A 13707-nucleotide genomic window follows, 5' to 3' on the forward strand; every position below is an offset into this window, starting at 1 on the left:
CAACTCTCAACAAATTTCCTCTGTGCGGAGCTTGCCACTTGCTTTATAATAAAGCTAGACCAAGATTGGAGAGGACTTATACATCATGGAAATTTTACTAGCTTCACTCGCCCTTATTTGGGGCAATGTTACTGCTGCTAACCCTGACGCAAGCTTCGAGCAGCTCGTACAAGCATCCTTGGACGCTAAGAATGCCGTAGCTATCGTTCAACCAGCCCCAACTAATGATCCAATTGATCCTCTCGCCCCAGTTAACAAACTAGATCCGCAAAAAGATGCCCCCAAGGTAAAAGGTGTATACGCTACTGCGCATAGCGCCGGAGGTTCCCGTCTCAATACGCTTGTGAAATTGATGGACGACACGGAACTAAACTCAATGGTCATCGACGTCAAGGACGATTGGGGTTACATCACGTGGGAAACTGGCAATCCAGAGCTTGACGCAATGGGCACCACCCAGAAAATCATTGGCAATATGCCTGGACTTATGAGCACGCTTAATGAACATAACATTTATCCCATTGCACGCATTGTTGTTTTCAAGGACACCGTTCTTGCTAAGAAGAAACCAGAATTATCCTTTGTTAACCCAGACGGCACACTTTGGGGCAATGGCAAAAATCCGCCGGACAGCTTCGTAAATCCATATAACAAAGAAGTATGGGATTACAATATTGCTGTAGCCAAGGAAGCGGTCAAGGCCGGTTTCAAAGAAATTCAGTTCGATTACGTCCGGTTCCCGGAAGGCTTTGAGAAAAGAGCAGACACACTCAAATACACCAAAGATGAGCGTCCTCGCATCGATGCTGTAGCTTCTTTCGTCAAATATGCCAAAGAACAATTACAGCCACTTGGTGTACGTGTTTCCGTTGACATTTTCGGATACGCCGCATCGGTCCCTGCAGCTGAGGGCATTGGTCAAGATTTCGAGAAAATTTCTCAAAATGTCGATGTCATTTCCCCGATGATTTATCCGAGTCATTATAGCACGGGTTGGTTTGGCGCTAAAGTACCCGATGCCGCTCCTTATGTGACTATTAACGGAGCGTCGAAGGATACAACGAAGAAATTAGAAGCCATTGACAAAAAAGGTTGGAAGCCAGTCGTTCGCCCTTGGATTCAAGATTTCACTGCCTCATGGGTATCTGGTTACATTAAATACGGCCCGCATGAGGTACAAGAACAAATTCGCGCGCTGAAAGATAATGGCGTAGACGAATTCCTGCTTTGGAATGCTAATAACAACTACACACCAAATGTTAGTTATTAATCAAGTAAACACCCTGAGGCTATGTACCTCAGGGTGTTTTATCGTATAATCAAGATTATGTTACCAGATTTGAGGTTAAGCTGTACACTAAAAGTTTCACAAGAATTAAGTACATGAGTAACTCAAAAGGAGTTGAAGAAATGAAAATTGTTGCCATCACGGATATGGATCTATCCCTTATGCAGGAGCAGATGCCTCAGGATTTAAAGAACCGCACCCAATTCCAATGGTTTAGATCTTCAAAAGATGCTCAAGAACATATTGCTGATGCTGAAGTACTCATTACAGCCGGTCGGATTAATCCGGAATTCGTCTCTAAGGAAAGAACCCCTAAGCTCAGATGGATGCAAACCTTATCCGCTGGGGTCGACAAACTGCCCCTACTAGAGTTGGACGAGAGGGAAATCCCCCTGACTAACGCGCGTGGCGTGCATACGATCCAGATGAGTGAGTTCACGCTCAGTCTTATGCTTCAGTGGGTACGCAAATCAAACAAGCTGTATGAATGCCAGCTCCAGAAAGAATGGTATCAACGCATCACCGTTGGCGAGCTTGCTGGTAAAACGCTAGGTATTGTTGGTGCCGGAGCTATTGGTGAGGCTGTTGCCCGCAAAGCGAAAGCATTCGATATGTCGGTCATCGGTTTAAACCGCTCGGGCACGCCACAGCCTGGTTATGATCAAACCGTCAGCGGCAATGAGGGGCTTCGCAGCCTGCTTGCAGAAAGTGATTTCGTCGTCCTGCTTCTTCCCAGCACTCCGAAAACACGAGGCTTAATCACGAAAGAACATCTAAGCCTAATGAAGCCAAGCGCCTTCTTGATCAATCTCGCTCGAGGCGATGTGATTGATGAAAGTGCATTAACGCTTATGCTGCAGGAAGGTAAGCTTGCTGGTGCTGCACTCGATGTTTTCGAACAGGAACCTTTACCGGAGACTTCTCCACTCTGGAGCATGGCAAACGTGATTGTAACCCCGCATATTGCAGGCTCATCCTCGCATTATACAGAGCGTGTATCCACGATCTTTTATCATAATTTGCGAGCGCTCCTGGATGGTGGAGAAATGATGAACTTGGTAAACATCCACGAAGGCTACTAAACAATAACGCACCTTATCTTAAACGGAATAGCTTCCGAGTGATAAGGTGCGTTTATCCTTATTTGGCAGTTATCGCCGATAATCCTCTCATATAGGGACGAAGAGCCTCAGGAAGATAGATCGAACCATCTGCTTGTTGATGGTTTTCAAGTAAGGGAATCAGAATACGCGGTGTGGCTACAGCTGTATTGTTGAGTGTGTAGCAATAGCGCAGTTCGCCATTCTGATCTCGATAACGCAGCCCGCAGCGGCGTGCTTGAAAATCAAGAAGGCTTGACGACGAATGCGTTTCGCCATAAGCCCCCCGGCTTGGCATCCATGTCTCGATATCGTACTGCTTATAATTTTTAGCCCCCATATCACCAGCGCAGACGGCAACGATTCGATATGGCAGCTCCAACAGATCAAGAATATCTTCTGCATTCCGAGTGAGCTGCTCCAACATATGTTCAGCGATCTCCGGATCATTCTTACAAATAATTACCTGCTCAACCTTCGCAAATTGATGAACGCGATACAATCCACGCACGTCTCTGCCAGCCGAACCAGCCTCCTTACGGAAGCAATTCGATACCGCTGCTAGCTGAATAGGACCCTCAGAGAGATCTACAATTTCATTCGCATAGTACGAAACAAGTGGTCCTTCCGATGTACCTACTAACCATTTGTTCTCATCCTGCAGCTCATAAGTCTGATCCTTGCCTGCCGGAAAGAACGCTGCGTTCAGTAGTGTTTCTTCACGAACCATCAACGGCACATCCATGACGGTAAAGCCACGATCCGTTAACAGATCAATGGCTAGCTGTTGAACCGCCCGGTGCAAATACAACCCCATTCCTTTGAGGTAATAATTGCGAGTTCCAGCTACCTTAACACCTCTTGGTATATCAAGAATGTCCAGGTCTTCCCCGATTTGCAGATGATCACGAGGCTCAAAAGCAAACGATGCAGGCTCTCTTGCTATTTTCACGACAACATTATCTTGATCCGTAGCTCCTTCAGGTGTATCATGCGAAACGAGATTCGGCACCGTCAGCATAAGCTCCTTGAACCGTTCCTCATAGTTCGCAAGCTCCTCTTCGTCCGCTGCCAAGCTCACATTCCAGCTTCGAACCTGCTCCTTCAGTACGTCGGCCTCCGTTCGGTTCTTCTCAGCCATATACGTTGCAATTTGTGTAGTCGCACGATTGCGCTCAGCTCGAAGCAGATCAACACAATGCTGCATCTGCCTCTTCTTTTCTTCTACTTCGAGAAGCTCCTCCAAGGGACATTCTATTCCCTTGTGCTGAGCAGCTTCTTTAACCTGATCTTGATTGTTGCGAATCCATTTGATATCCAACATTCTCCGTCACCGCTTCCTTTTCGATTATGAGAAAAAGACAAAGAACGCCCCTGTCCGAATTGGGACGAGGAGCGTTCTGCTCGCGGTGCCACCCAACTTGATGACGACAATTACTTGCCATCATCCGCTTGGTTCCGCGATAACGGGCGGTGCCGGTTTACTTAGAGAGAGTCGATGCTTATTCAGTCATCAACCGTTCCGATCATAAACGTCTCCGAGTTGGATGCTCTTCATAGACATAATGTCGCTTTGTACGTTGAAGGATATTATAGACGAAGTCAACCCTCAGGTCAATAGGCTCCCTGCTTACTAGCCTTATTGAGATAAACGGCTTGCCAATTCATAAAGCTCTTTGTTGAACTCACGCTTGGTATTTACTACTAAGTCGATATCCGTAGCGACTAACTCGCCTTTGATAACGCCACATGCTTTGGAAGAATCGCCTTCCATCAATCTACGAACTGCAAAATCACCAAGACGGCTTGCCAAGATGCGGTCGTTATGCGTTGGTGTTCCACCACGCTGGATATGACCAAGAACGGTAACACGCGGCTCAATACCGACAACTTCTGTGATCTGCTTCGCAACTCCGTCGCCAGTGCCTGCTCCCTCTGCGATCAGGATGATACTGTGGCGTTTGCCGTGGGAGAAGTTTTCTTTCATACGGTTAGCCACTTCACAAATGTCAACTTCAACCTCTGGAACGATGATCGTTTCCGCGCCGCTGGCTAATCCCGCGTAGAGCGCGATCTCTCCGCAATGACGGCCCATAACTTCTACAACCGATGAACGCTCATGGGACGTCATCGTGTCGCGAAGCTTATTAATCGCATCCACTACGATGCTTACCGCTGTGTCGAAACCGATGGTAAAGTCTGTAAACGGAATGTCATTGTCGATTGTCCCTGGCAGACCCATCGTTTTGATACCCAGCTTACTTAATTTATTCGCTCCTTGGTAAGAACCGTCTCCACCAATAACAACCAAGCCGTCAATCCCGCGCTTACGCAGGTTATCAGCACCGATTTGTTGGCCTTCGGGAGTCAAAAATTCTTTGCATCGTGCTGTTTGCAGGATCGTTCCTCCGCGTTGAATGATATCCCCAACGCTTCTAAGATCCATTTTGCGAATATCATCGTTAATTAATCCATGATAGCCGCGTTGTACGGCATAAACCTCAAGTCCATGGAACAATGCGCTTCTTACAACCGCACGAACTGCCGCATTCATCCCCTGGGAGTCTCCTCCGCTTGTTAAAACTGCAATTGACTTTACTGCTGACATTTCATTTTCCTCCTTCAAATTCTTGTGAATGACATTCATGATGTCGTACGGATATACATGCTATTTAGCCAGAAAAACAACCGGGTTATCGGACTATTTTTCATAAGACGCTTGGATATGTTTTTTACTTGTTGTTGTCCATTCACTTTAGGGTCTGACAAATAGAGCGCAAGCAAACCTTCGATTATCATACGATGAAATCGCGGATGTTCCAAGAACAAAATTTTGCTGCGCGCTTCCTGCACGATAAATGCAATCCTCTCTACCGTGTCCTCCATAGAGCCATAATAGCTGCAGAAGTTCAGATCTCCACCAAGAACATCTTCTTCCTGATCAATTAAATAATCAAGCAAAATATGAAGCCCACAGACGTAAGGAAAATACGCCTCACGAATCGCCTCCACCTGCTTGTCATCCAACTGCATATCACATGCCGCCAGGAACAGCATAAACATCCCTAATGTCGACCCTGTAGCTGCCGCAAATTCATTCCAATCAATCTGGCGATAGCGATGATGATGGAGCTTCCACCACTGCTGGAGCTCGGGCTCTCGCATATCTTTGCGGATATGCTTGTACACTTGCAAATCGCAATATAAAGCAACGAAATCCCGCACCTGATCCGCGACTTGTCCATACGACGGCAGCAAATCGATACAGGATTGACACTTCAGAACAAGATCCCTTAAATAGTTGCCGTCCTCTTTCTCTTGTCTGTACGCATAATAATCATGCAGAGGTTTGGAAGGATCTACGGCATCCAGCATCGATTGATGCAATTTTCGGAAATCTTGAGGATCTAATGAAGTGCTGCGATCGCATAAATTATCTAAATAATCGCTGATCGTCTGGAAAGCAACAATGAGCGGAATAAGAACATGGCGCATCGACAAATTGGCAGCCGCATAGACGGCGCCGCCCTGACAATGAAATTTCTTCGTTGCTATGCTGGCTAAAGCTTGCGTACGCAGTTCAGTATCTGGAATGTTCTCCGCTCTTGTTTTCCACATGGAAAGCTGTTCGCCTACATCCGGTAAGATGTACCGATACACCCTGAGCATTAACCGGAGCGGACCTTCCGGAACCTTCATACTACTTTTGTCCAATTGCTTCAAGCAGACTTCCTCCACAACTTTGTTCGTAGCAATATTGCAGCAGCAGCTGCATTTCATAACGTTGTATATGTCTCAGCCAACTATCGACTGTTGAATTTTGAACCAGGGACACCTGAAGCTCTACAACGTCAATAAATACGCATGGATTCCAAACAGGAGAAGTAATCAGCACTTCCAGTTTCTGACGCAACGCCTCATTGTCTAGATCCGCTAAGTCTTTCACACTCAAATAATCTCTCACACATGCAATTAAATTTGAAAAAATAGGATGATGGCCGACATCATTAAACCAATATTTCGCATTGCTATAATCGCCTTCCATCCGATGCATAAGAGCATGCCAATAGCTTCCAGTAGCATTTGTGATTTCCTGGGAAATATCATGCGACTTGTCGAGGCTTTCATTCAGTAAATAAAGACCAGCTTTGATGGCTAATCCATACATTTGTTGCTCTGGATTGCCTTGGCTCATATGAGCCGGTAACATCGCTTCAATGTTCGCATCCATTGCTAGATCCCATTCTTCAATTGGATATAAGGCAGGCAGATGCTCCAAGAGCGGCTTCGCAATAGCTTCCAGCCAGTCTGCATCTTCTTTATTGCTATGCATGCCAGTCACTCTCCCTTTCATTAGACAAACTTAATGGTGGGTCTTCGCTTCCAAATCCTGATTAATCCGGAACCAAAGGTGAAGATCATTTATGATCGATGCCAAATCAGCAATTTCGGAATTCAAACGACAGGAAGTGATAAAATCATCCTCTTGATCCAACTGGTTTTGTTTACGAATAATTGCGCGCTCTAGCTTCATGATTCGGTCGGGTATAACTCCTCGAATTTGTTCCCATTGAAATAAGATTTCAACACGTACATCAGAGGGGTAAGTGTCCCAATCTTGTTCTAAAGTTGGCGTCTCGATGCCGAGTCTGGCATCGTATTGAAAGTAGCAGCTCATTCTTCTGAATTACCTCCTTGCAGTAAAAACATGCTGCGATAGTTCAAGAAACATTCTACCTTTAAATGTATCACTTCAAACCTTGGGTTTCCAGTTAAAATTGTATGTCAACAGTATTTCATTTTCTGGTATACTTAAATAACGTTTTTAGAAGGGACAATTCGTTAGGAGAGATACAGAAATGACCGCTTCAGATGTGAAAAGAACGATCTCATGGAATCAGCTTATCGCCTTTTTTCTTCCCCTCGGTCTTTCCGCAACGTTAGTTACCCTCTCGCACGTTATCATTAATAGCACACTCGCCCGAGCTGATAATCCCGAATTGGTCATTGCCAGCTATGCGCTACCGCTAAGTCTGTTAGGTATAACCGAGAGACCCGCTGTTCTGCTTAGACAAGCTTGTTCAGCCCTCGTCAGGGACCGTATCTCATTTCGAGCCATGGCAGCAGTCAGTTCTTATGTATTTGCTTGTATCATCCTTCTTGGTCTCATTATATGCTACACACCGGTCGGAGAGTGGGTATTTCTTTATTTCTTTGGCGTTGAAAGCGAGCTATTGGAATCTACAATCAGTGTTTACCGTATTTTGATGTACGTAAGCATTTTTTCCGGACTGCGGTGCTTATTTCACGGCATTATTATTTTTAACATGCGGACCAAGTGGTTAACCATCGGGATGGCCGTACGAATCGTCGCTATGTATTTATTATCGTTATATTTTATTACAACAGATAATGTCTCTAGCGGGCGAGTTGGCGCTATTATTTTTCTAATGGGGATGGTGATAGAAGCCTTAGTAGCCATCTGGGAAGGCACCAGCTTACTTAAAAAAGTAATTCCTGAAAAGGCGCCTGGCCACCCCATTGAAACCAAAAAACAAATTTTCAGCTTCTATAAGCCGCTCTTGTATTCATCCATCATCGCCGTCATCATCGGTCCGGCCATTAACGCGGTTTTAGGTAAAACAACCCATATCCATCTTGCTATCTCATCTTTTGCGATTGCTGGCTCATTAACGCAGTTGGTAATAAGTTTTTTCTCTTATACCCATCAAATCGTGTTGAACTTCTATCGCAAAGATGCCAAATCCGTTCTGCGGTTTGTACTTATACTTAGCTTTATTCCTGGAGCTCTTATCGCTATTCTTGCTTATACACCTCTTGGTCCTTGGTTTATGATCCATGTGATGGGTGTTAATTCTGAGCTTATGTATGCCAGTCTGCATGCACTGCGTATCTTTATGATTATGACATTAGTATTCCCTTGGCTGGATTATATGAACGGAATTATTATGCTCAGAGGACAAACAAAAATTATGGTTTTCTCGCAATCGGCGAATGCTACCATAACGGTATTGACGCTTTTCATCGCCATTTGGGCAGTACCCGATTGGAATGGAATGATTGGCGCATTAGCACAATCTGTTGGCACGCTAGCTGAGCTGCTGGTTGTGGTTTATGTGCTCAAACGTACGTCTGAAGAGCCTCAGCCAAATCTTTCTCAAAAAAATTTGTAGTGAAAACGAGTGATAACCATCTATGAGTACGTCTAATCTTATAAAGTCACAACATCACCTGCTTCGATTGTTCACGTTTTCCTTTTTTATGACAATGGGCATCGTGGTCACTTTTTTCCCCCTGTACTTTGATTACAAGGGATATTCCAAGCTCCAAATTGGATTGCTTTATGCCATCGGGCCGTTGATTGGAATCGCAACAAATTTATTGTGGGGTTTCTTGAGCGACCGTTTTCAAACGGTCAAAAAAATAATGATCATTCTTATCTTTGGCCAGCTCATCACGGCCATCTTAGTGTTTACAGCGGGATGGTTTTACCTTTTGTATGTTTATTTAGCAATGTTTTTCTTCTTTCAGCAACCGGTTAATTCTCTGAACGACAGCCAACTCATGTTGAGCATTCGGGCTAGCGGCAAAAGCTACGCCTCTTTTCGTGTGTGGGGCTCCATCGGGTTCGCTGTATCAGCCGGCGTTTTTGGTTTGCTGCTTCGACATTACGGGACAGGTCTCACGCCGATTCTATGTCTGTTCACTATTGTCTGCACGTTAATCCTTGTTTTCTTCTTAAAGGACGCGCGTCAAAGCGGCAAGAAAATGGCTTTAGGCGGGATGCTAAGCATTCTACGTTCGAAGAAGTTTGTCTGGTTCTTAACATTGATCATTATCATGTCGGTCTCCCACCGCTTTAATGACGGCTTCCTGGCCCTCTATATGCGGCAACTCGGGGCCTCTGACTCCGTGATCGGCTACGCTTGGATGGCATCCGCACTAAGTGAAATCCCCATGTTCTTTTTTCTAAGCAAGCATGGGCATCGGTTTAAAGAATTGCCGCTTCTTGCCTTTGCGGGAATCATATATGCTCTGCGCTTTTTCATCATGGGCTCTATCCATAATCCCGCATGGATCATCGGCGTTCAGCTTCTGCATAGCTTAACATTCGGTGTATTCCTCATTACCGCCAATCGCTATTTGAGTCAAATTATACCAGACGAATACCGCTCGTCCGGGCAAGCGATTTTTGCTGCAGCTTGGTCAAGTGTAGCTGGATTAATCAGCGGCCTGTTAGGCGGCTGGATCTATGACGCTCTAGGGGGAAGCACGGTCTACGTCATTGCCGGCTGTTTATCGATCGTTGCAGCGATCGGTTTCCTTGCCACACATCTATTCCAAGACGGGGATCGTTTGCCTGGCAGCAGATAGTTTTTTATTGAAGGGAATGATTACGTGTTAGCCATTGAACGGTTATCTCATAGTTTCCGCACGGGGCAAGAGGATACTCCCGTTCTGCATGAACTTAGCTTCCGGGTAGAGCAAGGCGAGATGGTCGCTTTGCTTGGGAGCTCAGGCTCCGGGAAATCAACACTGCTAAATTTAATGGCGGGCTTAATGAAGCCCACCCGAGGAAGTATTAGCATCGCAGGACATGCAATTGAGAAAATGAGCGAAAACCGCTTGGCGGAATTTCGAAGGACGCATATCGGCTTCATTTTCCAATCTTATGAATTAATAGCACATTTAACCGTCCGCGAGAATGTTGAGCTGCCTCTCGTCTTTCAAAGTGTGGCCGCCTCAGAACGCAAACAACGAGCCATGGAGCTCCTGCAACAAGTTGGTATCGGTGATAAATCGGATCTATTTCCTTCCCAGTTATCCGGCGGACAGCAGCAGCGCGTCAGTATCGCCCGCTCCCTAATTACGAAGCCGGCCATCGTTTTTGCTGACGAACCTACAGGAAATCTAGATACGAAGACGGAAGCCGAGATCATCGACTTACTCATCGATTTAAATGAGAACTCGGGCATTACCTTCGTTATCGTCACTCACGAGCATGAGGTAGCGCGCCGAACACAGCGAATTTTGCAGCTTCGAGACGGCTACTTACTGGAAGGAAATGAGCAGGAAGGTGAGGCCCGGTGAAGTTTAAAGATTATATTCGTCTTGGTTGGGACCAGCTGCAGCGGCGCAAAGTCGTCACAGCCTTATGTACGGTAGGAATCGCCATCGGCTCGGCATCCATTATGGTGGCGCTCGGCTTCGGGGAATCCATTCAGCACTACAGCCAGAAGCAAATGAGTTTCTATCTCAAAACAGATGAAATTACGATTACAGAACAAAACAATGACCCGAACAATCCTCCTAAACTAACAACGAGCAAGCTCGATCTCATTCGTACTTTTCCACATGTTAAATCCGTTGCTAGCTTTCAAGATTTAGGACAATTCAGCTTTACCGTTGATGACGGCAAACAAAGTTATCTTCATCTGATTGCCACTGAACTTAGTGCGTTGGAAGATTTCGATTCTAAATTTGCGCAAGGCGGAGCTAGTAATCAAGACAACCATATTGTACTCAATTACGGGACAACCCTCGGCGTTTTGGATTCGAAGACGATGGAAGCTAGGAATAAGCTGATGCAGCAGAATCCAACCAAGGAGCAGTCTGAAACTTACCGTCAAATGGGTGCAATCCCTTATCCCCTTTATCAGAAGCAATTGCTGCTCAAAGCAAATAACTACGAAGAGCAATCCGCAAGGAATTCAGGTACAATCTTGGCTGAACCGAGAGAAGTGACACTTCGGGTTACTGGCATACTAAAAAAGCCGGATGGTCTTCCGGACTCTATGCTGCAAGGGAACAAAACAGCTTATGTCTCCCCGCAAACCGGCCAGAAAATTTTGGAGGCATTGAACAAATCAGCACAAAACGGCCGCGTTCAATATTCCGAAGTGAAAGTGAAAATCGACAATAGCGCCAATGTCAAGCAAGTGGATGAGTGGATAAAGAAGCTCCAGCTCAATACGCAAACCAATTTATATCAAGAGGATCGGATGAAAGGCGAATTCGTTATCGTTCGGTTGCTGCTCACGGGTGTCGGTCTTTTTGTTCTGTTCGTAGCCTCGATCTCTATTGTTGTTGCCATGACGATGTCCACTCATCAACGCCGGAGGCAGATTGGCATCATGAAAGTGTTGGGTGCGAATTTAAAACAAATCCGCAATATGTTTATTGTAGAATCATCGCTTTTAGGCATGCTAGGCGGACTTGTAGGTATTATGCTTTCTTATTGGGTTATATGGGGAATCAATCTAATCATTATTCGATTCGGATCTAATTCCGGAGAGCCTGCTGAAATTTTATTCATTTCCTTTTGGATTCTTCCCGTAGGGATGTTCTTCGCTGTTATGACCGGCGTTCTTTCAGGGCTATACCCCGCCATTAAAGCATCGCGCACGGACGCGTTGACAGCAATTAAACGAGAATAGGAGTTTGCCTAGCATGAGGAAAAAGAAAACATGGGTGCTGCTTATTACAGCCCTCCTGATCTGCGGCATTAGCGGATTTTTATACATATCTAGCCATCCCAGTGCCATGAAGAAAGCAAATACGGAAATCTCCGCCTCTCCCGGGGCACTGCAATTTAATGTGACTAAAGAGGATCTGGTTAACAGTGTTGAAGTAAAAGGAAAGTCCTCTTACGAGAAGGAAACACGGGTCTACGCGCCATTTGGCGGCGAAATTAAAGCATGGCAAATCACGGACGGCGCTCAAGTTAAAAAGGGACAGCTGCTGTTTGAGCTTGATGCCACACCGCTGAAAAGTGAAATCGCAACGCTGCAATCCAATTTGAAAAAGCAGAAGCTTGAGGCTGATCTGGCGAATTTCAAAGCAGCTGGACCAGAGGGAGAAACAACCAGCACTCCGGCTGGCGCTGTCAGCGAAGATGATTCCCGTTCACGTTTTGCTGCTTCCGAAGGACGCAGAATCCAGGAGCAGTTGAATCAAGTTAACGATGAATCCATTCAACTGCAGCTGGCAAAAAAGCAAGAGAAAGTGGAACAGGCGGCTTTTGTTTCACCTGAGGACGGCATCTTCTTATTCGAGGATTCCTCCAAAATCCCCAAGTCGGTCGAGGAAAGCGTACGCATCGGTAAAATTGTGGATTTGACGAAACTTCAGCTCGTTTGTACGGTTGGCGAGTTTGATGTATTCCTGATTAAGCCAGGTATGACCGTCCAAGTCAAAGTAGATGCACTGAAACAGAAAAAGCTGCAAGGCAAAGTTGAGAAAGTTTCCAAATTTGCAAAGGCTGGCACTGACCAAGGCTCCGCTTCCGCACAATTCGAGGTTACTATTTCTTTAGAACCGGATGAGCAGCTTATCGCAGGACTCAGTCTTTCGGGGACAATCGAGACCGAGAAGAAAAGCGGAACAACGGTCGTTCCTACGCTAGCTGTGATGCATGAGAAGGATATTTACTACGTCATGCTGCAGACTCCGCAAGGGACAGAACGCCGTGAAATCGAGATCGGCTTGGAAACACCTGAAAAAACGGAGGTCATCAAGGGTCTACAAGAAGGTGACACGGTTGTGCTGCAGTGACAACTGTTTTATACTATAGTCTTAGGACCAAGTAATAATGGTGGCGAAAATGAAGCAGCAAAGGCAGGTAATATTTTTTTATGAATTATGAGGATTTCAAGTCTATTGTGTTGGAGCGCCGCAGCGTTCGAAATTTTACAGATCAGGAAGTCGCGACCGAAGATATTCGAGAAATTATCGACTGTGCCCGCTATGCGCCAAGCGATACGAACTCCCAGACATGGAAGTTTATTGCGATACGAAATACGGAAAAGATTAAACATATCGAACAATTAACTTGGGATCAGCTTCATCTCAGGGCATCTGAAGCCGAGCAGAAAGGTCTCTCCAGAGAAGCACGCCTTCTTGTGAAGTCGTTTGGACCTTATGCTACTGCGTTTTCCAACGCTCCTGTACTGATCATTTGTTTAGCAACGCCTTACGAATCGAAGTTCCGCGAACGGATTTTTGATCCGATTGAGCTTGTTGAAGATGCGGTGTGGGCGGAAGAAGGTATCAAAAGTTCCTGCCTAGCCTCCCAGAATTTGATGCTTGCCGCGCATGCCAGAGGTCTCGCAACATGTCCGATGACAGGGCCTGTCTTGCTAGCCCAAGATCAAATTCGCGAGTATCTGAACATTCCGGAAGAATGTCAGATCAATATGGTTATTTCCCTCGGTCATCCGAAGGATCGTCCGGGCAAATTAGCCCGCAAAGAAATTGATGATATTCTTCAAATCATCGACTAATTACAAGAAGAAGCTG

Annotated in this window: 13 protein-coding genes; 8 read left to right on the forward strand and 5 right to left on the reverse strand. The window is 45.7% G+C overall.

The annotated features are described in order from the left end of the window. Positions 1-85: 85 nt before the first annotated feature. Positions 86-1270: a putative glycoside hydrolase gene (locus AC58UW_RS03015; protein WP_497419228.1), complete on the forward strand. Its 1185-nt coding sequence runs from the start codon at positions 86-88 to the stop codon at positions 1268-1270. 140 nt (positions 1271-1410) lie between these two features. Continuing rightward, complete coding sequence (locus AC58UW_RS03020; protein ID WP_497419229.1) at positions 1411-2370, forward strand: D-2-hydroxyacid dehydrogenase; 960 nt, start codon at positions 1411-1413, stop codon at positions 2368-2370. A 58-nt stretch (positions 2371-2428) separates the two neighbouring features. On the opposite strand, the gene serS is transcribed toward AC58UW_RS03020, so the two are convergent. The 5 genes from serS to AC58UW_RS03045 all read right to left on the reverse strand — a co-directional run bounded on the left by serS (position 2429) and on the right by AC58UW_RS03045 (position 7066). Next, entirely contained in the window at positions 2429-3712 is a 1284-nt protein-coding gene (gene serS / locus AC58UW_RS03025) for a serine--tRNA ligase (RefSeq protein WP_497419230.1), read from the reverse strand. Positions 3713-4027: 315 nt separating this feature from the next. After that, positions 4028-4996 carry a 6-phosphofructokinase gene (gene pfkA / locus AC58UW_RS03030; RefSeq protein ID WP_497419231.1) on the reverse strand — a complete coding sequence of 323 codons (969 nt, stop codon included), beginning with the start codon at positions 4994-4996 and terminating at the stop codon, positions 4028-4030. Positions 4997-5031: 35 nt separating this feature from the next. Then, on the reverse strand, positions 5032-6087 hold the full coding sequence (locus AC58UW_RS03035; RefSeq protein WP_497419232.1) for a tetraprenyl-beta-curcumene synthase family protein: 1056 nt from the start codon (positions 6085-6087) through the stop codon (positions 5032-5034). 1 nt (position 6088) lies between these two features. After that, positions 6089-6721, reverse strand: coding sequence for a hypothetical protein (locus AC58UW_RS03040; RefSeq protein ID WP_497419233.1), 633 nt, complete (start codon positions 6719-6721; stop codon positions 6089-6091). A gap of 30 nt (positions 6722-6751) precedes the next feature. Beyond that, positions 6752-7066, reverse strand: coding sequence for a hypothetical protein (locus AC58UW_RS03045; protein ID WP_497419234.1), 315 nt, complete (start codon positions 7064-7066; stop codon positions 6752-6754). A gap of 181 nt (positions 7067-7247) precedes the next feature. On the opposite strand from AC58UW_RS03045, the gene AC58UW_RS03050 reads away from it, so the two are divergent. The 6 genes from AC58UW_RS03050 to AC58UW_RS03075 all read left to right on the forward strand — a co-directional run bounded on the left by AC58UW_RS03050 (position 7248) and on the right by AC58UW_RS03075 (position 13691). After that, positions 7248-8582, forward strand: a complete 1335-nt coding sequence (locus AC58UW_RS03050) for a multi antimicrobial extrusion protein MatE (RefSeq protein WP_497419235.1) — start codon at positions 7248-7250, stop codon at positions 8580-8582. A gap of 22 nt (positions 8583-8604) precedes the next feature. Beyond that, complete coding sequence (locus AC58UW_RS03055) at positions 8605-9783, forward strand: MFS transporter (RefSeq protein WP_497419236.1); 1179 nt, start codon at positions 8605-8607, stop codon at positions 9781-9783. 24 nt (positions 9784-9807) lie between these two features. Beyond that, a complete protein-coding gene (locus tag AC58UW_RS03060; protein ID WP_497419237.1) occupies positions 9808-10500 on the forward strand; it encodes an ABC transporter ATP-binding protein in 693 nt (230 codons plus the stop codon). Next, positions 10497-11846, forward strand: coding sequence for an ABC transporter permease (locus tag AC58UW_RS03065; protein ID WP_497419238.1), 1350 nt, complete (start codon positions 10497-10499; stop codon positions 11844-11846). The genes AC58UW_RS03060 and AC58UW_RS03065 overlap by 4 nt, the downstream gene beginning before the upstream one ends. A gap of 13 nt (positions 11847-11859) precedes the next feature. Then, positions 11860-12963 (forward strand): efflux RND transporter periplasmic adaptor subunit, encoded by a 1104-nt coding sequence (locus tag AC58UW_RS03070; protein WP_497419239.1) that lies wholly within the window; start codon positions 11860-11862, stop codon positions 12961-12963. A gap of 80 nt (positions 12964-13043) precedes the next feature. Further along, positions 13044-13691 (forward strand): nitroreductase family protein, encoded by a 648-nt coding sequence (locus tag AC58UW_RS03075; protein WP_497419240.1) that lies wholly within the window; start codon positions 13044-13046, stop codon positions 13689-13691. The last annotated feature ends 16 nt before the right edge of the window (positions 13692-13707 follow it).

It is taken from the genome of Paenibacillus sp. J22R160, from assembly GCF_059692135.1.

What these genes read in the sequence shown, in the direction of transcription:
- AC58UW_RS03015 (WP_497419228.1), top strand. Translation starts at nt 86, where the DNA reads ATGGAAATTTTACTAGCTTCACTCGCCCTTATTTGGGGCAATGTTACT.
- AC58UW_RS03020 (WP_497419229.1), top strand. Translation starts at nt 1,411, where the DNA reads ATGAAAATTGTTGCCATCACGGATATGGATCTATCCCTTATGCAGGAG.
- serS (WP_497419230.1), bottom strand. Translation starts at nt 3,712, where the DNA reads ATGTTGGATATCAAATGGATTCGCAACAATCAAGATCAGGTTAAAGAA.
- pfkA (WP_497419231.1), bottom strand. Translation starts at nt 4,996, where the DNA reads ATGTCAGCAGTAAAGTCAATTGCAGTTTTAACAAGCGGAGGAGACTCC.
- AC58UW_RS03035 (WP_497419232.1), bottom strand. Translation starts at nt 6,087, where the DNA reads ATGAAGGTTCCGGAAGGTCCGCTCCGGTTAATGCTCAGGGTGTATCGG.
- AC58UW_RS03040 (WP_497419233.1), bottom strand. Translation starts at nt 6,721, where the DNA reads ATGCATAGCAATAAAGAAGATGCAGACTGGCTGGAAGCTATTGCGAAG.
- AC58UW_RS03045 (WP_497419234.1), bottom strand. Translation starts at nt 7,066, where the DNA reads ATGAGCTGCTACTTTCAATACGATGCCAGACTCGGCATCGAGACGCCA.
- AC58UW_RS03050 (WP_497419235.1), top strand. Translation starts at nt 7,248, where the DNA reads ATGACCGCTTCAGATGTGAAAAGAACGATCTCATGGAATCAGCTTATC.
- AC58UW_RS03055 (WP_497419236.1), top strand. Translation starts at nt 8,605, where the DNA reads ATGAGTACGTCTAATCTTATAAAGTCACAACATCACCTGCTTCGATTG.
- AC58UW_RS03070 (WP_497419239.1), top strand. Translation starts at nt 11,860, where the DNA reads ATGAGGAAAAAGAAAACATGGGTGCTGCTTATTACAGCCCTCCTGATC.
- AC58UW_RS03075 (WP_497419240.1), top strand. Translation starts at nt 13,044, where the DNA reads ATGAATTATGAGGATTTCAAGTCTATTGTGTTGGAGCGCCGCAGCGTT.